Here is a 21,359-nt window from a genome sequence, read left to right on the forward strand (position 1 = left end):
GAAGTAATGGACGCGGAAGAGGCGATCGCCCGGGTCGAGGCGTGGCTGCGCGACTCCCCGGAAGGCGATCTCACCGTCGGCGATTCCGCGCTGCGCGTGCAGCGGGACCTGGTGGCCCGGGGCGCGGACGGCTGGACCGTGCCGTTCAACGCGGCCGCGTTCCTGGACGGCGAGGACATCGGCAAGGGCATCTTCCCGACCCCGGTCGTGCTGGTGCCCGACGACGGCGGCGAGATCCGGTACGCCACCGAGCTGATGGCCGACGGGGGCGGACCGGTCGACGAGGACGAGCCCGCCGACTTCGACGAGATCCCGGAGCCGGTGTGGCGGGGCTGGCCGGTTCCGCGCACCCCGGCGGAAAGCCTGGCCAACTACTACCGGTCGGACCTGATCGACCGGGCCACGTTCGTCCGCCGCCTGCTCGACACCGAGGTCCTGGCCCCGCTCGACGAGCGGGGCGACCCGGTGACCCGGCCGCGTTACGGCGACGCGGTCGACCACCCGGTGTTCAGCTCGTCGGTGCGGGTCACCGCCGGGTACACCCGGTGGCGGCGGCTCAAGGCAGGGGACCTGCTGGCGCCCGGCGCCGGTCTGCTGCTCGACCCCGGCCGCCCGCTGGCCGAGGAGTTCCACCACGACGAACTGGCCGCGGCGGCGACCGGGCGCAAACCGGGTGGCCGGTACGTCGACGAGGTCTCGGCCGAGATCGACCCCCGGGTCACCGCGGCGACCGAGCAGCTGACCGGGGAGTTCGGGCTCGGCTCGCCGCAGCTGCTGGACCGGAACCTGGCCACGGTCGCCGCGCAGGCCCGGAACCGGGGCTACGAGCTGACCGTCGACGAATGCCTCGCCTACGCGCGCGGTTTCGCGTGGAACTTCCGCAACCTGCGCGGGCTCCGGGAGGGCCGCGAACCGGCCTGGCCGGAAGATCTGGCCGCCAACGGGCTGATCACGCACTACGACGACGCGGGCGCGCCCCGGCCGGTGCCGTGGACGTTCGGCAAGTTCTCCGCGCGGGCCGCCCAGGACGGCAACTTCGCGTGGCACCGGATCGTCGGCGCGTTCGTCGGATTCGCCGCCGGGGAGGCGCGGGCCCTGTCGTCCGAGGTTCGGCTCGGCCCGCTCACCCGGCAGCTGCTGACCGTCACCGACATGGTGCTGCGCGGTCTCCCGCAGATCAACGAGGACGGGACGATCCCGCCCGGTTTCCCGCCCCCGGTGCGGACGGACGGCTGGCTGGCCACCGCGCTCGCCGAAGACGGTGGCCCGGCGACCGGTTCGCCGCTGGTGACCGCGCTCGCCGCGACCCTGGCCGGGGGCACCCCGCTGGCCGAGGCGGGCGAGGAGTACCCGCGGGCCGTCGCCCGCGACCTGCTCGGCGTGACCGATCAGGACACCGCGACCGCGGTGGACACCGTGGTGTGGCTGTTCTGGCGGCTGCTCGACACCGACGCGTTCGCGCTCCCGGTCCACATCCGGCTCCAGGAGCTGACCCGCGCGGAAGGCCCCGCCACCGGGCTCGCCCGGACCGTGCTGGCCCTGCGGGAGCAGCGGGACGCCGACGATCTCGCGCAGGCGGCCACCCTCGGCGACGGCCGCGAGCCGCTTTCCGTCCTCGGGCGCGCGCTGTTCGCCGCGGCGAAACGGCACTACGACCCCGAACTCGCGCTGCGCGCCGCGGGCGGCGATCCGCTGGTCGCGGCGCTCGCCGGCGCGATGGCCGGGGCCCGCGGCGGGGTGCCGGGGCTGCCCGAATCCTGGCTCGCCGGGCTGCCTCGGCTGGGCCTGGTGGAGAACGTGGCCGCGGACGCGCACTGGCACTTCAACCGGTTCGGCGTGGTCCGGGAGCCGGGCGAGCTGGCCGACTGGGAGCAGCGGCGCTATCCGCGGACCTGAACATGGCAGGGGATCACTGGCTCAGCGACAACGATCTCGCCGTGCTGGCGCGGCTCGTGCGGCGGCAGCGGGAGATCGACGGGCGGCCCGCGCCGCTCAACCAGCCGGTTTCGGTGCACCGGGTGGAACTGCACGTCGGGGTCGACGCGGACGGCCGCCGGTTCCTGGTCCGGGACCCGGTCGGCGCGGCCGATCCGGACGTCCTGCGCCCGGCGACCGGGACCGCGTCGACCACGGTCCGCATGCCCGCGAACGCGACCGGCGCGGTGTCGGCCGAACGCTGGCGCGGCTGCCTGCTCGCCGGGGCCATCGGGGACGCCCTCGGCGCGCCGATCGAATCCAAACCGATCGAGCGGATCCGGGAACTCACCACCGCGGCCGGGCTCACCGACTTCATCCCCGCCTACGACGGCGTCGGCACGATCACCGACGACACCCAGATGACGCTGTTCACCGCCGAGGCGCTGATCCGCGCGCACGCGCGGGCCCGCCGGACCGGATCCGCCGACGTGCGGTACGCGTTGCAGCAGGGCTACCAGCGCTGGCTGCACACCCAGGGCGTGCCGTGGGAGAAGGCCCGCGGGCCCGAGCGGAACGAGGACGCGCCGGGTGGCTGGCTGGTCACCGTGGACGGCCTGCACCGCCGCCGGGCGCCCGGCGCGACCTGCTTCTTCGCGCTCAAGGGCTACGGCAAGACCGGTGAACTGGGCACGTTCACGCACACCCTGAACAACTCGAAGGGCTGCGGCGGGGTCATGCGAGCGGCCCCGGTCGCGCTGTGGTCGGCGGATCCCCGCGAGGTGTTCGAGGCGGGCGCGATCAGCGCCGCGCTCACGCACAGCCACCCGAGCGGGTACCTCTCCGCGGGCGCGCTCGGGGTGATCGTGCAGCAGCTGCTGCGCGGCGCCGGCCTGGACGCCGCGCTCACCCTGGCCCGGAACCTGCTGCTCGGCTGGCCGGGCCACGAGGAACAGGTGGCCGCGCTGGACGCGGCGGTCGCGCTCGCCGCGCAGGGCCCGCCGACCCCGGAGAAGGTGGCCACCCTCGGCGGCGGCAACGTGGGCGAGACCGCCCTCGCGATCGCGGTGTACGCGGCGCTGGTCACCGCCGATCCGAACAGCGCGCTGCTGGTCGCGGTGAACCACAGCGGCGACAGCGACTCGACCGGCGCGGTGTGCGGCAACATCGTCGGCGCCCGCTACGGCGAAGCGGCGCTGGAGCCGCGCTGGCTCGAGCGGCTGGAGCTGCGGGACGTCATCACGCGGCTCGCCGAGGACGCGCTCGCCGAATTCGGCCCTCACCCGCCGACGGACGACCGGTGGTTGGTGAGATATCCGGCCGACTAGGAGGTGGCTCTGATGGGGGATTCGTCCCGACGTCGCCACGCGCGCGCCCGCCGAAGGCACGGATTCGTGGAGGCGGGTCGCCCTAGACAGGTCGGTGACCTCTCAGAACACGGCGCGACCCGGCTACGCGAATCCGTAGGCGCGCTCGAAAAAGACACAGACTAGATTTGACGCGAGTTTGACACGGGTTGAAGCAGGGGGAGAGGCGTGCGTTATCGAGTTGAGGCGGCCGACCGTCCGGACGGGCTGTATGCCGCCTGGCAGGGCGAGGTCTACGGCGCGCAACGGTCCACCTCGGACGGCACGGTGCTGCTCGTCGCGCTCCCCGGCGAGGAGGCTCCGCCCGGGTTCGACACCGAATGGAACTCCCGGCCCGCCAAGGTGGTGCCGGAGGCCGAGGCCGCGTCCACGTTCAGCCTGCAGACGCACTGCCTGTTCGACGACGAGTTCTACCGGGTGGCGCCGCAGTCCGAAGGCGGGCCGCTGACGCTGCGCTGGACCGGCCAGGACGAGGTGCGCGCGAAGCAGCTCGGCCTGGTCGAGGGCAGCGTGACCGCGACCCCGGACGAGATCACCGCGCTGTGGCAGGAACGCCACGACTTCCTCGCCGAAGGCGCGGCCCGCCCGGAACCCGGCTCCGGCGACCAGGGCGCCTACCTGCGCGCGATCGGGCGCACCCTGCGGGGCCTGATGCCCGCGGGCTGGCAACGGGTCGGCGCGCAGTTCCGCCAGGTCGGCGACTACGCCGAACTGGAGATCCGCGCGATCCTCGGCGAGGCCGGCGACCAGGTGCTCTCGCTCCCGGCGCCGCCGCGGCTCGGCGAGCTGTTCGCCGGGCTGCGCTCGGCGATGTACGCCCCCGGCACCGGCACCTGGTTCCAGGGCACGTTCACCCTGGACTCGGCGTCCAACTTCGACTTCGACTTCGACGCGGACGCCGAACCGCTCTGGCGGCAGCCGCCGAACGAGGGCGGGCGGCCGACCACCCGCGCGTTCGGCGTGGAACTCGCGCTCTTCCCGCGCGACCGCAAGCACGTTCCGCCGTGGCTCGCGGCGAAGGCCGGGCTGCCGCTGGACGTGACGTTCCGCGTGGCCCGGGTGGTGGACGCCCATCCCGAGGGCGAGAAAACGGTGGTCAACCGGCCGCCGGTGCCGCCCGAGGAGATGCGCGGCGTGCTGGACTACCTGTACCGGTCCCCGGTGGCGCTGGCCCGCCCGGCGCGGTTGCCGGACGTCTTCGCGAACGCCCCGCAGCAGGACGTGCCGGACGCGTTCCACACCGACGGCAGCTGGATCTGGCCCGCCGCGGTGCCGCACTACCTGCGCAAGTACGGGGTACCGCCGGAGCCGGACCTGCTCGAGCACATCCGGGCCAACGCCCACCGGCCGCCGTATGTTGGCGAGCGGCTGCGCGCGACCGCCGAGGCCGAGTTGCTCGGGCAGCCGTACCCGCCGCAGTCCCCGGACGATCTGGCCCAGCCGGACGCGCCGACCCTGGTCGACCGCGGCGGCGAACCGCGTGCCGGGCTGCGCGCGTCCGAGGTCCTCACCGTGCTGCAGCGGCGGCTGACCGACTACGGCGTGGCCGAATCCGCGTACCGGATCGGTGAGCTCGGCGAAGGCGTGTGGTCGCTGCGCCGCACCGAGAGCAGCTGGGAGGTCGGCGCCCCGGACGGCGGCGAACCCGCGTACTTCGCGCACGTCGAGGAGGCGGCGCGGTTCCTGCTCGGCACGCTGCTGCTGTACCCGGCCCGGGCGGGCAGCACGCCGCCCGAGGCCGAACAGGGCCACCCCACGGACTGGCCGATCCTGCCGCTGCGCGGCGAGCCGCCGCTGCACTTCTTCCGCGCCAAGCGGATGATCGTGCTCCCGGCGGGCGCCGCGGTCGTGCGGTTCGGCAACGAGGCCGGGAACCTGGTGCACGACGAGTCGGCGCGGTTCCCGGAAACCTCGCTGGCCGCCGAGCGCGAGGCACTGCGGCAGGCGTACCGGGTGACCCGGCCGCTGCGGGTGCTCACCGGGGTGACCCTGCCGTGGGGGCCGATGCCCGGCGGCGCGGTCGCCTACCTGCTGCCCCGCCCGATCGGCCAGCACCTGGAAACCGGCGCGCTGGACCGGGTCACCGAGCGCGGATGAGCACCGCGGGCGCCCACCAGTAGTCGGCGATCTCCTCGGTGGTGAGGTAGGTGAAGCCCGCCTCGCCGAGCTGGCGGCGCCACTGCTCGGCGGGGTGCTCCCAGTTGTTGCGCCCACCGGTCGGGGCCGCCTGCCCGAGCAGCATCGGCAGCATGAACCCCTGCGCCACCAGGCGCGCGTCGGCGCCGTACTCGGCGATGCCGCGTTCGTACCGGGTGACCAGCGAACGCAGGTGCTCGGGGCTGCCCTCGGGGTATTCGGGGGTGTCGAACTCGGCGAGGACCAGTTCCTCGGTGGTCTCCCGCAACGCGCGTAGCACGCCCGCACGCTCGTCCGGGGGCAGGGACTGCAGGGCGAACGTGGACTGGGCGAGGTGCCAGCGGCGGCCGTCGGCGAGGCGGGCGAAGAAGTCCTGCGCGGTCGCGTGCCAGGTGCGCAGTTCGAAGATCAGCCCGGATTCGGCCAGCCGCGCCTTCGCCGCGTCCAGCAGCGCGGCCGACGGTTCCACCACGTCGACCGTGGCCGGGATCTGCGCGGTGCGTTCCAGCGCGGGACCGAGCGCGAGCCCGTCGCCGCAGCCGACGTCGAGCAGGGTCGCCGGGCGGAGCTGGTCGTACCGCCGGGCCAGCGCGTCGCTGAGCCGTTCGTACAGTTCGACGTTGCCGCCGCCCCGGACGAACGTGGTGAACGCGGCCGGTTGGTCGTACACCGCGCGGTCGGTCGCGGTGTCCAGGTGCAGCGCGAGTTCCGCGCCGAGCCGCGAGCCTTCCTCCGCGGCCGCCGCCGCGTACTTCGCGGCCGCGGACCGGTCGTCGTTCCGCAACGCCGACAGGGCGTCGACGAGTAGCTGTTCAGACCCCATCCCCCCACCCTGGCAGGGAAATGATCAACACGGAACCCGATTAGGGGCTCAGTCGCCCTCGGTCCGCGGCCCAGACACAGCACGGTTGACGCCATCTGCCAGCACCCGTGCGACGACTGCGTCCTGCTCGACCTCGGCGAGCTTGTTCTCAAGCGCGGTAACCCGTTTCTCGAGTTCGTCGTAGCTGCCGGGCATGGGGTCGAAGATACCTCGCCCGAGGCGGTTCACCGACCGGGTGACCCGTTTGCCCAGCAGGGAACCCACAGCGTGACCCGGGTGCCGCTGCCCGGCGCCGACTCGACGCGCGCGGTGCCGCCGACCTCGGCCAGCCGGGCGGTGATCGACTCGCTGATCCCGAATCCGGCGGGCCGGGAATCCTCGCTGAACCCGTGGCCGTGGTCGCGCACGATCGCCGCGATCCCGTCGCCGCGCTCCTCGACCCGCACCACCACCTGGTCGGTTCCCGCGTGTTTCACCGTGTTGCGCAACGCTTCCCGCACCGCGTCGCGCAGCGCGATCTGCCGGACCTCGGACAGCGTGTCGTGGTCGAGTTCGGCGATCACCAGCTGGGCGCGCAACCCGTCCAACGCCATTTCGGCGACGAGCGCGGCGAGTTTCTCGCCCAGCGGGCGGGATCCGGCCTCGGCCGCCCCGGCCGCCGCGGATTCGATGGTCTGCCGCAGTTCCACGGCCTGGGCCCGCGCCATCCGGCGCAGTTCGACCAGTTGCCGTTCGGCGTCCCCGGTCCCCGGCAGCGCCAGGGTTTCCAGCGTCTGCAACACGGTGTCGTGCAGCCTGCGGTGCTGCTGGGCCCGCTCGGCGAGGCGGCCGTTGCGAATCCCGTACGCCAGCGCGAGCCGGGTGCCGAGGCCGATCAGCGCGAGCGCCCCGGCGGCGGTGAACAGCACGCCGAGCATGGTGCCGAATCCGGAGAACGCGCCCGCCACGTCGAACCGCCCGGTGTTCAACCAGAACATGGCTCCCCGCAACGGAATGCTCAGCGCGAGCAGCGCGAAGCCGTAGGGCACGCCGAGCGCGAGGGTGAGCAGCGCGATCGCGCCCAGCAGGTGCTTGCCCGGGACGAGCATGGCGTCGGCGAACGCCGGAGGCGGCACGGCCGCGGCCACCACCAGGTTCGCCACCACGGTGAACCCCACGTCCGCGATCAGCAGCCGCGCCGCGTGATCGCCGCGGAACGGGGCCGCCCGCAGCAGCCACGCCCCGCCGAACACGTTGAGCAGCACCGAGCACACCGCGACCGCCACCACCGGCGCGGTGCCGCCGTGCCCCGCGGCGAGGAACACGCTCAGCGCGCCGGGCACCGCGAGGATCCGGTACACCAGCGGGACCAGCGCCACGTACCGGGCGGCCCGCAGCAGCAGCCCGTCCCGCGCGGCGGCGTCGACCGGCCCGGCCATGTGCTGGATCCGGCGCAGCGCGCGCATCGGCGTCGGATCGGCGACCTCGTCGGACAGCTCGGTCGGCGCGGTGGCCACCGCCGGTGCGCCGCGGCGCAACAGCGTCAGCAGGAAGTTGGCGCGACTCGGCTGCCGGGGTGCCTCGGTCGACATCGGATGCTCCGGGCGGGGCGGGGAAGGGGTGAGCAAAGTATCCGCCACGACCGCCCGCCGCGGAATTCCGCACGTCAGGCCGGGGGCTCGAGACCGTTCTCCCGGGCCCACTCGTACAGCGCGCGCACCGCCTCGTCGTGGTCCAGCGGTCCCCGGTCCAGGCGCAGGTCCTTGAGGAACTTCCACGCCTTGCCGACCATCGGCCCCGGCGGCAGCCCGAGCAGCTTCATGATCTCGTTGCCGTCCAGGTCGGGCCGGACGCGCGCGAGGTCCTCCTCGGCGGCGATCCGGGCGATCCGCTCCTCGAGGTCGTCGTAGGTGCGCTGCAACGCGGCGGCCTTGCGCTTGTTGCGGGTGGTGCAGTCGGCGCGCACCAGCTTGTGCAGCCGCTGCAGCAGCTCACCGGCGTCGGTGACGTACCGCCGGACCGCGGAATCGGTCCACTCGCCCTTGCCGTACCCGTGGAACCGCAGGTGCAGGAACACCAGCTGGGCCACGTCGTCCACGATCTGCTTCGAGTACTTCAGCGCGCGCAGGCGTTTGCGGGTCATCTTCGCGCCGACCACCTCGTGGTGGTGGAAGCTCACCCCGCCACCCGGTTCGAACCGCCGCGTCGCCGGTTTGCCGATGTCGTGCAGCAGCGCGGCGAGCCGCAGGACCAGATCCGGCTCGGCTTCCGGGTCGTCCCGCTTCTCCAGCGCGATCGCCTGTTCGAGCACGGTCAGCGAGTGCTGGTAGACGTCCTTGTGCTGGTGGTGCTCGTCGATCGCGAGCCGCATGCCCGGCACCTCGGGCAGCACGTGGTCGGCGAGCCCGGTCTCCACCATCAGCTCGAGCCCGCGCCGCGGGTCCTTCCCGGTGATCAGCTTGGACAGCTCGGTCTGCACCCGCTCGGCGGTGATCCGGGTGATCTGCTCGGACATCTCGGTCATCGCCTCGACCACCCGCGGCGCCGGGGTGAACCCGAGCTGGGAGACGAACCGGGCCGCGCGCATCATCCGCAGCGGATCGTCGGCGAACGACTCGGCGGGGGTGGCCGGGGGGTCCAGCAGCTTCCGGCCGAGCGCTTCCAGGCCGCCGTGCGGATCGACAAAGGTCTTTGTCGTCAACTCGATCGCCATCGCGTTGACGGTGAAGTCCCGGCGGAGCAGATCTCCCTCGATCGTGTCGCCGAAGGTGACCTCCGGGTTGCGGCCGACCCGGTCGTAGCTGTCCGCGCGGAAGGTGGTGATCTCCAGCGTCGATCCGCGTTTGGTGACGCCGACCGTGCCGAACGCGATGCCGACGTCCCAGACGCCGTCCCCCCAGTCGCGCACGATTTCCAGCACCCGGTCCGGTCGCGCGTCGGTGGTGAAGTCCAGATCGGCGGACAGCCGGCCGAGCAGGGCGTCCCGGACGCTGCCCCCGACCAGATACAGCCGGTGACCGGCGTCGGCGAACAGCTTCGCGAGCTCGTCCGCGAGCGGGGAGATGCGCATCAGCTCGGTCACCGCGTTCCGCTTGGCGAGGAGTTCGTTCACCGGGAACCAACCACCCGAAGAGTGCACTTACTACACACACTGATCAACACAGACACGAGAAGCCAGCGTACCGGCGCGGAGAGTTGCTCTAGCATCGCAGCATGTCTGGATCGGCCGGTCGCTCCGGTGGCGCCAAGCCGGGACGCCGGTCGCGGCGCCGCCGAAGCCGGAAGCTGGCCACCGTCGACGAGACGTCGGCGGGCGGACTCGTCGTCGACGCCGAGCGGGAGAATGCCGTGCTGATCGGCAGGCTGGACCGGCAGGGCAAGCTGCTCTGGTCGTTGCCGAAGGGCCACATCGAGGACGGCGAGACGACCGAGCAGACTGCGGTGCGCGAGGTTAAGGAGGAGACCGGGATTTCCGCGCACGTGCTCACTTCCCTGGGCACCATCGACTACTGGTTCGTCGCCGAGCGTCGCCGGGTGCACAAGACCGTGCACCACTTCCTGCTGGAAGCCGTCGGCGGCGAACTCTCCGACGAGGACGTCGAGGTGACCGAGGTGGCCTGGGTTCCGCTCGACGAGCTGGAGACCCGGCTGGCCTATGCCGACGAGCGCACCCTGGTGCGCAAGGCGCGCACGCTGTTCGCGCGGGAGCGGCCCGCCGCGGAGGGTGCGGAGTGAACCGGTTCGCCGCCACCGCGCTGATCGCGGTGCTGCTCGGCCTGCTCGCGCCCTTCGGCGTCGCGGGCGCCCGGGCCGCCGAGGAGCCGCCCCGGCTGAAGCTGGACATCACCGAGATGACCCCGCGGTACCTGACGTCGACCTCGGCCACGCTGGGCATCTCCGGGAAGGTCACCAACGTCGGCGACCGCCGGATCACCGAGATCGCCGCCCGCCTGCAGCTCGGCGAGCGGCAGGGCACCGAACGCCAGCTCGCCGCCGCGATGGCCGATCCACCGGCCACCGACGCGGGCCCGTCGAGGTGGTTCGAGGTCGCCAAACAGCTCGAGCCGAACCAGTCGGCCCCGCTGTCGATCACCGTCCGGCTGGACGGCTCGGCGGGGAACCTGCAGGTCACCAAGCCCGGGGTGTACCCGTTGCTGGTCAACGTCAACGGCACCCCGGAGTACGGCGGCCCGGCCCGGCTGGCCGCGCTGAACATGCTGCTGCCGGTGCTCGGCGCGCCGGGCAAGGAGTCCCCGTCGAAACCGGACAAGCCCACGCCGGTGTCGCTGCTGTGGCCGATCGCGGACACCCGGCCCCGCGTGGTCGCCGCGCCGTACAACGCCCCGGTGGTGCTGACCGACGATCAGCTCGCCGCCGATCTGGCCCCCGGCGGGCGGCTGGACGCGCTGGTCACCGCGGCGCAGGGCTCCCCGCTGACCGGGTCGATGTGCTTCGCGGTGGATCCGGATCTGCTGGACACCGTGGACGCGATGACCCGCGGCTACCAGGTGGCCGCGCCCGGCGGCCTGGTCTCCGGCCGCGGGGTGGACGCGGCCAAGCGCTGGCTGGGCGCGCTGTCCCGCCTGGTCAAGGGGCAGTGCGTGCTGCAACTGCCCTACGCCGACGCGTCCCTGCCCACGCTGGGCAAGGTCCGCGGTGCGGGCCCGGACCTGATCAAGGCCGCGGTCGGCGGCCGCCAGCGGGTGCGCGACCTCATCGGCACCGCGCCGCTGGACGGCGTGGTGTGGCCGGACGGTTCGCTGGACTCCGCCTCGCTCGGCGTGCTGGCCGAGTCCGGCGCCGGTGCGGTGATCACCGATTCGGCGAACCTGACGGCGAAGCACCCCGCGACCAGCGTGGTGGGGATCGAGGGCACCCCGCTGCGCGCGCAACCGGCGGACTCGCTGCTCACCAGCGCGCTCGCCGGACCGGCCACCCGGCCGGAGGCGGCCGCGGGCACCATCTGGCCGACCGACGACCCGGACATCACGACCCAGAACGCGCTCGGGGTCCTCGCGTTCCGCGGCGGCCTCACCGGCGCGGGCACCCAGAGCGCGCCGAAGCCGCTGCTGTTCATGCCGCCGCACCGCTGGACCGCCCCGGCCGCCGAGCTGACCCGGCTGCTCAACGCGATCTCCGACTTCCAGAACCGGGGACTCGTCTCGCCGGTGCCCCTGCAGAACCAGCTGACCGCCCCGGTCGCGGGCATGGCCAAGGTCAACTACACCGCCCGGGACGTGGCCGCGGAGCCCCCGGCCGAGGTGACCGACGAACTGGCCCGCATCGACTCCGCCGCGGCGGACGTGCGCAGCGCGATGTCGGTGGATCCGACGGCCCAGGTCGACCCGGGCCAGCTGGTCAAGCCGATCCGCGACGGCCTGCTGCGGGCCGGCTCTTCGGCCTGGCGCGGCGAGGCCGAAGCCACCCGGGCGGCGGCCGGCACCGCGCGCGGCCAGCTCGACGAGCTGACCGGCCGGGTGTCGGTGGTGCCCCCGGCGACGCCGTACTCGCTGGCCTCGGGCTCGTCCCCGGTCCTGGTGTTCGTCTCCAGCCGGCTGCCGGTGTACATCACCGTGCGCATCACCCTGGAGAACAACACCGGCCTGCGCCCGGCCCCGATCCCGGACCTGCCCATCCCGGCGAACGGCGGGCTCCAGCAAGCCATCCCGGCGGAAGCCCTGCGCGCCGGGCGGTTCACCGTGGACGTGTCCTTGAGCACACCCGGCGGCACCCGGCTGGGGTCTCCTGCCACGTTCGATTTGAGGTCGAACGAGTACGGGCCGGTGACACTCATCGTGACCGGCACGGCCGCGGCGGCGCTGGTGCTGCTGTCCGGCCGGCGGATTTATCGCCGGATCCGGGCACGCAAGGCAGCATGATTCTCCCAACCCGGCCGCCGCGGACTACGCTGGTTCGACCGAGTTGACCGCCGAGGTCCGCCGGCCCTGCGAGGCGGCGCGACCCCCGCCGAGGATTGGGCACGTGTTGGACAGAGAGCCGGGCTCGCGGCCCGACCGTGCCGCGCGGCCACCGCAGTCCGACCGGATTCCGCCGCCTCCCGCGCGACCGGTGCGCCAGCCGCCACCCGATCGCCAGCCGCCACCCCCGAAGCAACCGCCGCGGCACCGCGCGCAGCCGTCCGACGCCCACCCGCGACCGGCGCCGCCCCGGCAGCCGCCGCCACCGGTGGCCGATCAGCCCACCCGCCAGCTGCGCCCGGCCGAACCTCCGCCGCGGCCGCGGCGGCGTCAACCGCCACCCCCGAGGCGGCAGCCGCCGCCGGTCCGGCCGTGGAAGCAGGAGCAGCAACGCCGCGAGGCCCAGCCGCCGCCGCGCGAGGACGCGACCATGCTCATCCCGCGCGACCGCGGGACGCCGCCGGGCGTGCGGTGGCCGATGGCCGATCCGGACATGCTGCGGCCGTACGACGAGTTCGCGACGCGCATGCTGCCCCGGGTCGTCGACGTCCCCCGGGCCGAACCGATCGGGGAGAGCCCGGCCGAGGTCAGCGGGCTACAGCCGAAGGTCACCGAGAAGGCCGCGCCGTCGCTGGTCAAGGCCAGCAGCCGGATGGCGATCGCGACGCTGACCAGCCGGATCACCGGGTTCGCCTGGAAGGTCATGCTGGCCTGGGTCGCCGGTCTGCACGTCGTCTACGACTCGTTCACCGTGGCCAACACGCTGCCGCTGATCATCAACGAGCTGCTGCTGGGCGGCGTGCTGACCAGTGTCGTGGTGCCGCTGCTGGTGCGATCGCAGGACGACGAGGACGGCGGCGAGGCCTACACCCAGCGCCTGCTGACCATGGCGATCACCGTGCTGGCCGTCGGCACGGTGGTGTCCACGCTCGGCGCGCCGCTGATCACCTCGACGCTGATCGACAAATCCGGCCAGGCCAACTCCGATCTGGCCACCGCGTTCGCCTACCTGCTGCTGCCCGGCCTGTTGTTCTACGGCCTGTACGCGGTGCTCTCGGCGATCCTGAACGCGAAGCAGATCTTCGGCCCGGCGCAGTGGGCGCCGGTGATCAACAACCTGGTCATCTTCGTGACCATCGGCCTGTACTGGCTGGTGCCCGGCGATCCCACGATCGACCCGCTGAAGATGAGCGATCCGAAGCTGCTGGTGCTCGGCCTCGGCGTGCTGGCCGCGATGACGATCCAGGCGCTCTACCTGATCCCGGCGCTGCGCCGGTCCGGCTTCCGGTTCAAATGGCGCTGGGGGATCGACTCGCGGCTCAAGGAGTTCGGCGGGCTGGCGCTGTGGATCCTCGGCTACGTCGTGGTGAGCCAGATCGGCCAGATCATCAACACCCGGGTGCTGACCAGCGGGAGCGCGGGTGGCGTCTCGACTTATTCGAACGCCTGGTTGCTGTTCCAGCTGCCCTACGGCGTCATCGGGGTGTCCCTGCTGACCGCGATCATGCCGCGGATGAGCCGCGCGGCGGCGGACGGCGACACGAAGAAGCTGATCGGCGACCTGTCCTACGGCTCGCGGCTGAGCACGCTGACCCTGCTGCCGGTGTCCGCGGTGATGGCGGTGGCCGGCACGTCGATCGGCGTCGCGCTGTTCGCGCTGGGCAAGGGCACGATCGAGGAGGCCGAGCGGCTGGGCCAGGCGCTCGCCATCTCCGCGTTCGGCCTGCTGCCGTACGCGCTGGTCATGCTGCAGATGCGGGTGTTCTACGCGATGAAGGATTCGCGAACACCCACGTTGATCATGGTCGTGATGACCGGGGTGAAGGTGCCGTTGCTGTACCTGGCCGCCGGGATCCTCGCACCGGAGAACGTCGTCCTCGGCGTGATGATGGTGAACTCGCTGGTGTTCGTGGTCGGCGCGGTGATGGGCCAGGTCTGGCTGTGGGTCAAGCTCGGCAACCTGCGCAGCAAGCGGGTGCTCGGGGTGATCCTGTTCACCGTGGTCGCCAGCGGGCTCGGGGTCGCCGCCGCGGCGCTGGCCGGGATGCTGGTGCCCGATTCGTTCGGCCCCACGCTGGGCGCCTGGGTCAAGTTGTTCCTGCAGGGCATCGTCGGCATCGTCGTTTCGTTCGGCGTGCTGATCGCGCTGAAGATCCCCGAACTGGATCCGGTCACCCGCAGAATCACCCGGATGATCAAGCGCCGATAACGTTTGACGCACAGATGGCTCCCCAGCCACGCGTCGTGTTCCCGTACCCTCGGATGAGATGCGTGGGAGTAGAGGGTGAACACGAAGCGGAGTGATCAGTCCGGTCAAGCCCGGGTGGGGGTTCGCGCCCGGGGCGGCTCACTGGCACCAGGCGGCGTCGTCGGCGACGGCCGCTATCGCCTGCTTGCCCAGTTCGGCATCGACGAACGGGCGGGCGCGCACCTGTGGCGGGCGCGCGACGGGCAGCTCCGCCGCGATGTCGCGCTGACCCTGCTGGTCGGCGACCCGGCCGACGCCGAATCCGCCCGGCTGGCCCGCCGCACCCTGGAACGCGCCGCGCATGCCGCGAAGTTCGCGCACGACGGGGTGGCCCGGGTGCTGGACGTGCTCAGCCTGGGCAGCGGCATCACCTCCAGCGAAGGCCTGCTCGGCGTCGTGGTCGCCGAATGGACCAAGGGCACCGACCTGGTCGACCTGGTCGCCGAACACCCGGTCGCCCCGGCCACCGCCGCCCGCATGGTGCAGGCGCTCGCCGAAGCGGTCGAACGCGCCCACCACTCCGGCCTGGTGCTCGGCCTGGACCACCCGCAGCGGCTGCGGCTCACCCCGGACGGCGCGCTGCGGCTCGCGTTCCCCGGCCCGCTGCCGGACGCGACCCTGCGCGATGACGTGAAGGCGCTCGGCGGCGTGCTGTACCTGCTGCTGACCGGCCGGTGGGCGCTGCCCGGCGGGCCGGCGGCGATCCCGGCGGCGCCGCACGCGCCGAACGGGCGCATCGTGCCGCCCCGGTCGTTGCAGCCGAACGTGCCCCCGGCGCTGTCCTCGCTCGCCGTGCGGACCATCGAGGACGGCGGCCACGGCGGCATCCGGACCAGCGCGGCCATCCTGCGCGCCCTGGACCAGGCGGCCGCGGACGAGGAGCGTACCCAGCTGATCAAGCAGGTCGGCGCGGACGAGTCCGAGGACCCCGACGGCACGATCTGGACGACCAAGAAACCGGTCAAGGACTCGGCGCGGCGCCGGAAGCTGGCGCTGGGCGTGACCGTGCTGGTGGTCGCCGCGGTCGGCATCCTGGCCTGGCTCGGCATGCTCGCGATCAGCTTCTTCCAGGGCGACCAGGCCGCGAGCGGCCCACCGATCAACGTGGCGCAGCCGTCGTCCAGCGCCGCGCCGCCGCCGGAGCAACCGCCCGCGTCGCAGCCGCCCCCGCCGGGGCCGCCCCCCGGCCAGGCGGGCACGCCGGTGAAACCGGCCTCGATCGCCGTCTACAACCCGGAGGGCGACGGGGACAACCCCGGCCGCGCGAAGAACGCGATCGACGACAAACCGGACACGATCTGGCGCACCGAGCAGTACAAGCAGCAGTTCCCCGGGGTCAAGCCCGGCGTCGGGCTGCTGGCGACCTTCGACAAGCCGATCAACCTGGCCAAGGTGAAGATCACCGCGAACAGCCCGGGCACCAAGGTCGAGATCCGGCTCGCCGACTCGAAGAACGCCGAGCTGTCGGACACCCGCGTGGTGGGTTCGGGCGAGCTGACCGGCGTGGACACCGAGGTCACGCTGCAGCAACCGCAGCAGGGTCAGTACGTGATCGTGTGGATCACCCAGCTGGGTGGTTCGAACAAGGAGTTCGTCTCGGAGATCGGGGAGCTCGCGTTCCTGCCTGCGCAGTAGCCCGCTGGTCGTGCTTAGTAGGCTCTGACGAGTGACCGCAGCCGCACCCACGGACGCCGATCTCATCGCGGCGCACGCTTCTGGGGATCCGCACGCGTTCAGCGAACTGGTCCGGCGTCATCGGGACCGGATGTGGGCCGTCGCCCTGCGCACGTTGCGAGACCCCGAGGAAGCCGCCGACGCCCTCCAGGACGCGTTCATCTCGGCCTTCCGCGCGGCGGGCAACTTCCGCGCCGAGTCGCAGGTGACCACCTGGCTGCACCGGATCGTGGTGAACGCCTGCCTCGATCGCGTGCGCCGCAGACAGGCGCGGCCGACGGTGCCGCTGCCCGAGACCGGCTACAACGAACCGGCCGCCCCGCGCGACTCGATGTCCGAGCGGGAGACCCGGCTGGTCATCGCCGAGGCGCTGGGTGACCTGCCGGAGGACCAGCGGGCGCCGATCGTGCTGGTCGACGTCGAGGGCTATTCGGTCGCCGAGACCGCCACGATGCTCGGCATCGCCGAGGGCACGGTGAAGAGCCGTTGTGCGCGAGGTCGCGCCAAGCTCGCCAAGGTTCTTGGTCATCTGCGGAACCCCGATGCAGAAGCGAACGTCCCAACTCACGAAAGCAAACGTGGGAGCGCAGCGAACCGCGCGAACCCGATGCCGCGTACGCAGCATCAAGGGGAGGGACGATGACGGACGAAAGCCGGGGGATTGGCGAGACGGTCGGTCCGCCGTGGTCTGTCGACGTACTCGCCGACCTGCATGCCGGCGTGCTCGACGAGCAGGAAGCGGCCCGGCTGTGGCCTCGGGTGAACGCGGACCCGGAGGCCCGGGCGATCATCGAGGCGCTCGAATCGACCACGGCCGACCTCGCGGCGCTGTCCGCGGGACCGGTCGAACCGATGCCCGCGGAGTTCGCGGCGAAACTGGACGCGGCGCTCGCGGAGGAAGCGCGGCAGGCCTTTCCGGCCGCCACCGCTGCTGCCGCACCCGCGCAGGCCGGAGTAGCACCGGTCGTGGACCTGGCCGCCCGCCGCAAGCGCAAGCAGCGCCTCGGCTGGGGCGCCGGTTTGCTGACCGCGGCCGCCGCCGCGGTGGCCGCGGTCGCGATCACCGTGCCGAACAGCAAGTCGCCCACCGAGGGCAACCCGATCGCCCAGCCGCCGGTGAGCTCGGCGCCGGGTGACTCGCCGCTGGCCCTGCGCAGCGACCAGCCCGAGGCCGCACTCGGCGGGGCGATGGGCGCCCGGGACTTCGGCCCGCTCGGTGACCAGCAGCGCCTCGACGCGTGCCTGCAGGCCAACGGTCTCGACCCGGCGGTGAAACCGGCCGGGATCAAATCGGTGACCGTCGACGGCAAACCGGCGACCCTGGTCATCCTCACCACCGGCAAGTACGGCCAGTTCCGGCTCGTCGCGTTCCCGCCCACCTGCGGGCCGGGCAGCCCGGGCACGCTGATGGACAAGGTGGTCGGCGCCAAGTAGCGCCCCTGTGCCCTGACTCACCCCGGGAACACCGGCCCCTACGATCGTGTTGACGGTGGTAGGCCCACTGGTCACGACGAGTGGAGGTCACGGGTGGCTGCAGAGGACGTTCGGAACCTGATCATCGTGGGATCGGGTCCCGCCGGATACACCGCGGCCGTGTACGCCGCGCGGGCGCAGCTCGATCCGCTGGTGTTCGAGGGTTCCCAGTTCGGTGGCGCGCTGATGACCACCACCGAGGTGGAGAACTACCCGGGTTTCCGGGACGGCATCCAGGGTCCGGATCTGATGGAGGAGATGCGCAAGCAGGCGGAGCGCTTCGGCGCCGAACTGCGTGCGGAGGACGTCGAGGAGCTCGAGCTCACCGGGGACGTCAAGTACGTCACCGCGAACGGTCAGCGTTACGCGGCGCGTGCGGTGATCCTCGCGATGGGGGCGGCGGCACGGTACCTCAACGTGCCGGGCGAGCAGGAACTGCTCGGCCGCGGGGTCTCCTCGTGTGCGACCTGCGACGGGTTCTTCTTCCGCGACCACGACATCGTGGTCGCCGGTGGGGGTGACTCGGCGATGGAGGAGGCCACCTTCCTGACCAAGTTCGCGCGGTCGGTGACGATCGTGCACCGCCGCGAGGAGTTCCGCGCCTCGAAGATCATGCTGGAGCGCGCCCGCGCGAACGAGAAGATCCGCTGGCAGCTCAACAAGCAGATCACCGAGGTCGTCGGCGAGGGCAAGGTCGAGGGCCTGAAGCTGCGCGACACGGTGACCGGCGAGGAGTCCTCGCTGGACGTCACCGGGTTCTTCGTGGCGATCGGGCACGACCCCCGCAGCCAGCTGGTGCGCGGCCAGGTGGACACCGACGACGCCGGGTACGTGCTCACCAAGGCGCCGAGCTCCTACACCAACCTCGACGGCGTGTTCGCGGCCGGCGACCTGGTCGACCACACCTACCGGCAGGCGATCACCGCGGCCGGGTCCGGTTGCACGGCGGCGATCGACGCGGAACGGTGGCTCGCCGAGCACGCGGTGACCGAGGAGGCGCACGAGGCGCCCGAACTGGTCGGCGGCGGCTACGCCACCACCCAGGCCAACTGACCCCTGCCCCGAGCTCCACCCGAAAGAAGGAGAAACGATGACCGACACCGTCAAGGTGACCGACAAGACCTTCGCCGACGACGTGCTGACCAGCGACAAACCGGTTCTGGTCGACTTCTGGGCCACCTGGTGCGGGCCGTGCAAGATGGTCGCCCCGGTGCTCGAGGAGATCGCCGCGGAGAACAAGGACAAGCTGACCATCGCGAAGCTGGACATCGACGAGAACCCGCACACCGCGCGGGACTACCAGGTGATGTCCATCCCGACGCTGATCCTGTTCCAGGGCGGCAAGCCGGTGAAGCAGATCGTCGGCGCCAAGCCGAAGGCCGCGCTGCTGTCCGACCTCTCCGAAGTGCTCTGAGACATCACTCACCACGGTGAGAGCAACGAAAACCCGGGTCCGCCGCGTCTTCAAGGACGGGCCCGGGTTTTTGCTACCCGGAGTGGATGTCACTCGATGCCACCGGGTGACTCACGTCCGGGTTACAAAACACCCGGTGTGACGAGCCAAAACGCACCGACCGGCCCTGCGCGCTCACCGAGCGTTCACAGGGCACAATAGGGACCCTGGGTTCACCCAGAAATTGTCTGCGCAGCATCGAGATCGTTCGATGCCCGAGGAAGAGCGAGGAGTGCATGCGGGTGCTCCGCCGCGGTGACGCCGGACCCGACGTCGCCGAGATCAGGTCGATGCTTGCGTCGCTGGGACTGCTCCCGCAGGGGGCGAACGGCAATGGGAGCTCCGGGATCTTCGACGCGGGCGTCGAGCAGGCCGTTCGCGGCTTCCAGCAGCGCCGCGGGCTGATCACCGACGGGGTGGTCGGCCCGGCCACGTATCGCGTGCTGCGCGGTGCGAGCTACCACCTCGGCAGCCGTCCGCTCGCGTACCTGATCTCGTCGCCGGTGCACGGCGACGACGTGTTCGCGCTGCAGGACCGGCTCACCGAGCTGGGTTACGACGCCGGTCGCCCGGACGGGGTGTTCGGCCCGCAGACCGAACGCGCGCTGCGCAACTTCCAGCGCGACTACGGGATGGTCATCGACGGCATCTGCGGGGCCGCGACCGTCCGCGCGCTGAAGCAGCTCTCGCCCCGCGCCAGCGGCGGCCGTCCGGTGCTGCTGCGCGAACAGGAGCAGGTCCGCCGCGCCGGCCCGAGGCTGCGCGGCAAGCGGATCGTGATCGACCCCGGCCACGGCGGCGCGGACTCCGGCGTCGAGGTGGACGGCCTGCGCGAGGCGGATATCGCCTGGGACCTGGCCACCCGGCTGGAAGGCCGGATGAAGGCCACCGGAATGGAGGCCCTGATCTCCCGCGGCCGCGACCACGGCCCGAGCGAGGCCGAACGCGCCGCCTTCGCCAACGAGGCGGGCGCCGACCTGCTGCTCTCCCTGCACAGCGACCAGAACCCGTCGCCGCACGCCCAGGGCGTCGCGAGCTTCCACTTCGGCAACGGCCACGGCACCACGTCCACCGTCGGTGAGCTGCTCGCCGGGTTCCTCCAGCGCGAACTCGCCGCGCGCACCGGCCTGCTGGACTGCCGCACGCATTCGAAGACCTGGGAAATCCTGCGCCTGACCCGCTGCCCCGCGGTCCGCATCGAGATCGGCTACCTGACCAACCCGGGCGACCGCCGCCGCCTCTCCGAATCCGCGTTCCGCGACGTCGTCGCCGAAGGCATCCTCATCGCGGTGAAACGCCTCTACCTGCTCGGCGAGAACGACCAGCCCACCGGCACCTTCACCTTCGCCGACGTCCTGGCCCACGAACTGGCCAAAGCCGAGTAACCACACCCACCGGCACACCCCAGGCCCCTTACCCACCCCCCACCACTCCCAGGGGGGCGACCCCACGGCAATCGTATCGCCGGGGGCCTGGGGAACGGGGCTTCCACAGAATCTGTGGACAACTGCGCCGGTTGCCCACAATTTGTGGATAACCATGCCCGGAAACGGTCGCCGTGCCGGGATTCGGCGTATCCTCGCGCGGCTACGCGCGGGCCGTGCTGGGTTCGGCGGTGGAGACGCTCACTTGGCCCAGGAGACGTTCGAGCGCCGCCTCCACGTCTTCCTTCCAGGAGATGGCCGAACGCAGCTCCAGCCGCAATCTGGGCCACCGGGGATGCGGTCGTACGGTCTTGAAGCCGACACTCTGCAGGAAGGCGGCCGGGACCACGCAGCTGTGCCCCGGGGTCTCCGGTTCGGCTTCCGGCGGCCGGGCATCGCCGAACGCTTCGATCGCGCGCACCCCGCGCCGGGTCAGGTCCTTCGCGACCGCCTGCACCAGCATCCGGCCCAGGCCACCGGCCCGGAACTCCGGCTGCACGTAGAACCCGGTCAGCAGCACCGCGTCCGGTCCGGGCGGCGAGGTCGGGAAGGCGTTCGCCCGCGGCACCGCGTTCGGCGGGGCGTAGAGCACGAACCCCACCGGGAGCGTGTCGCTGTAGACGATCCGGCCGCAGGAGCCCCATTCCAGCAGCACGCTGGAGACCCAGGCCTCCTTCTCCACCTCGGTCTCGCCGAACTCCTCGGCCTGCGCCTTCAGATGCGGGGCCAGCTCCCAGTACACGCAACGCCGGCAGTGCCGGGGCAACTGCTCCAGGTTGTCCAGTGTGACGCCCAGGACGCGTCGCGACACCTGACCTCCCCGGACTGTGCTGATCTCCACGCGAATGCCCGCAAGCACGATTAATCACGGCCGAACGGCCGAGTTCGAGGATAGGCCGATGTGACGAGGGCCGAAAGGCCGGGTTCGTCACAAGGGTGGGTGGTTACAC

General features: G+C 72.1%; 17 protein-coding genes. 12 read left to right on the plus strand and 5 right to left on the minus strand.

Going from position 1 to position 21,359, the window contains the following annotated elements:
* The first annotated feature begins 6 nt into the window (after positions 1–6).
* The 3 genes from FXO23_RS01410 to FXO23_RS01420 all read left to right on the plus strand — a co-directional run bounded on the left by FXO23_RS01410 (position 7) and on the right by FXO23_RS01420 (position 5,378).
* Entirely contained in the window at positions 7–1,896 is a 1,890-nt protein-coding gene (locus FXO23_RS01410) for a YrhB domain-containing protein (RefSeq protein ID WP_158879657.1), read from the plus strand.
* A 2-nt stretch (positions 1,897–1,898) separates the two neighbouring features.
* Positions 1,899–3,242, plus strand: a complete 1,344-nt coding sequence (locus FXO23_RS01415; RefSeq protein WP_158879659.1) for an ADP-ribosylglycohydrolase family protein — start codon at positions 1,899–1,901, stop codon at positions 3,240–3,242.
* Between the two features lie 207 nt (positions 3,243–3,449).
* A complete protein-coding gene (locus FXO23_RS01420) occupies positions 3,450–5,378 on the plus strand; it encodes a TNT domain-containing protein (RefSeq protein ID WP_158879661.1) in 1,929 nt (642 codons plus the stop codon).
* Here the strand turns inward: FXO23_RS01420 and FXO23_RS01425 are convergent.
* The 4 genes from FXO23_RS01425 to FXO23_RS01440 form a co-directional block, all read right to left on the minus strand.
* Positions 5,362–6,240: a class I SAM-dependent methyltransferase gene (locus tag FXO23_RS01425; RefSeq protein ID WP_158879663.1), complete on the minus strand. Its 879-nt coding sequence runs from the start codon at positions 6,238–6,240 to the stop codon at positions 5,362–5,364. The genes FXO23_RS01420 and FXO23_RS01425 overlap by 17 nt on opposite strands.
* Before the next feature lie 48 nt (positions 6,241–6,288).
* Positions 6,289–6,435, minus strand: coding sequence for a hypothetical protein (locus FXO23_RS01430; RefSeq protein WP_158879665.1), 147 nt, complete (start codon positions 6,433–6,435; stop codon positions 6,289–6,291).
* 29 nt (positions 6,436–6,464) lie between these two features.
* On the minus strand, positions 6,465–7,811 hold the full coding sequence (locus FXO23_RS01435) for a sensor histidine kinase (protein WP_158879667.1): 1,347 nt from the start codon (positions 7,809–7,811) through the stop codon (positions 6,465–6,467).
* Between the two features lie 74 nt (positions 7,812–7,885).
* Positions 7,886–9,331 carry a CCA tRNA nucleotidyltransferase gene (locus tag FXO23_RS01440; protein ID WP_158879669.1) on the minus strand — a complete coding sequence of 482 codons (1,446 nt, stop codon included), beginning with the start codon at positions 9,329–9,331 and terminating at the stop codon, positions 7,886–7,888.
* A 101-nt stretch (positions 9,332–9,432) separates the two neighbouring features.
* Between FXO23_RS01440 and FXO23_RS01445 the strand changes: the two genes are divergently transcribed.
* From FXO23_RS01445 to FXO23_RS01485, 9 genes are all read left to right on the plus strand, one after another.
* The gene (locus FXO23_RS01445) at positions 9,433–9,954 is read left to right on the plus strand and encodes an NUDIX hydrolase (RefSeq protein WP_158879671.1); all 522 of its coding nucleotides are present in this window, start codon (positions 9,433–9,435) and stop codon (positions 9,952–9,954) included.
* Complete coding sequence (locus FXO23_RS01450) at positions 9,951–12,098, plus strand: DUF6049 family protein (RefSeq protein WP_158879673.1); 2,148 nt, start codon at positions 9,951–9,953, stop codon at positions 12,096–12,098. Before FXO23_RS01445 ends, FXO23_RS01450 begins: the two co-directional genes overlap by 4 nt.
* A gap of 469 nt (positions 12,099–12,567) precedes the next feature.
* Positions 12,568–14,346 (plus strand): murein biosynthesis integral membrane protein MurJ, encoded by a 1,779-nt coding sequence (murJ, locus tag FXO23_RS01455; protein ID WP_246256832.1) that lies wholly within the window; start codon positions 12,568–12,570, stop codon positions 14,344–14,346.
* 75 nt (positions 14,347–14,421) lie between these two features.
* Positions 14,422–16,020, plus strand: a complete 1,599-nt coding sequence (locus tag FXO23_RS01460; RefSeq protein ID WP_158879675.1) for a protein kinase family protein — start codon at positions 14,422–14,424, stop codon at positions 16,018–16,020.
* A gap of 31 nt (positions 16,021–16,051) precedes the next feature.
* Positions 16,052–16,702 carry an RNA polymerase sigma factor SigM gene (gene sigM, locus FXO23_RS01465; protein ID WP_158879677.1) on the plus strand — a complete coding sequence of 217 codons (651 nt, stop codon included), beginning with the start codon at positions 16,052–16,054 and terminating at the stop codon, positions 16,700–16,702.
* Complete coding sequence (locus tag FXO23_RS01470) at positions 16,699–17,493, plus strand: anti-sigma factor family protein (RefSeq protein ID WP_158879679.1); 795 nt, start codon at positions 16,699–16,701, stop codon at positions 17,491–17,493. The genes sigM and FXO23_RS01470 overlap by 4 nt, the downstream gene beginning before the upstream one ends.
* Before the next feature lie 93 nt (positions 17,494–17,586).
* A complete protein-coding gene (trxB, locus tag FXO23_RS01475; RefSeq protein ID WP_158879681.1) occupies positions 17,587–18,585 on the plus strand; it encodes a thioredoxin-disulfide reductase in 999 nt (332 codons plus the stop codon).
* A 37-nt stretch (positions 18,586–18,622) separates the two neighbouring features.
* Positions 18,623–18,946, plus strand: coding sequence for a thioredoxin (trxA, locus tag FXO23_RS01480; protein WP_158879683.1), 324 nt, complete (start codon positions 18,623–18,625; stop codon positions 18,944–18,946).
* A gap of 275 nt (positions 18,947–19,221) precedes the next feature.
* On the plus strand, positions 19,222–20,370 hold the full coding sequence (locus tag FXO23_RS01485; protein WP_158879685.1) for an N-acetylmuramoyl-L-alanine amidase: 1,149 nt from the start codon (positions 19,222–19,224) through the stop codon (positions 20,368–20,370).
* Between the two features lie 202 nt (positions 20,371–20,572).
* Here the strand turns inward: FXO23_RS01485 and FXO23_RS01490 are convergent, their stop codons facing one another.
* The gene (locus FXO23_RS01490; protein WP_158879687.1) at positions 20,573–21,220 is read right to left on the minus strand and encodes a GNAT family N-acetyltransferase; all 648 of its coding nucleotides are present in this window, start codon (positions 21,218–21,220) and stop codon (positions 20,573–20,575) included.
* Between the last annotated feature and the right edge of the window lie 139 nt (positions 21,221–21,359).

This window comes from Amycolatopsis anabasis (assembly GCF_009765355.1).
Classification (GTDB): domain Bacteria; phylum Actinomycetota; class Actinomycetes; order Mycobacteriales; family Pseudonocardiaceae; genus Amycolatopsis; species Amycolatopsis anabasis.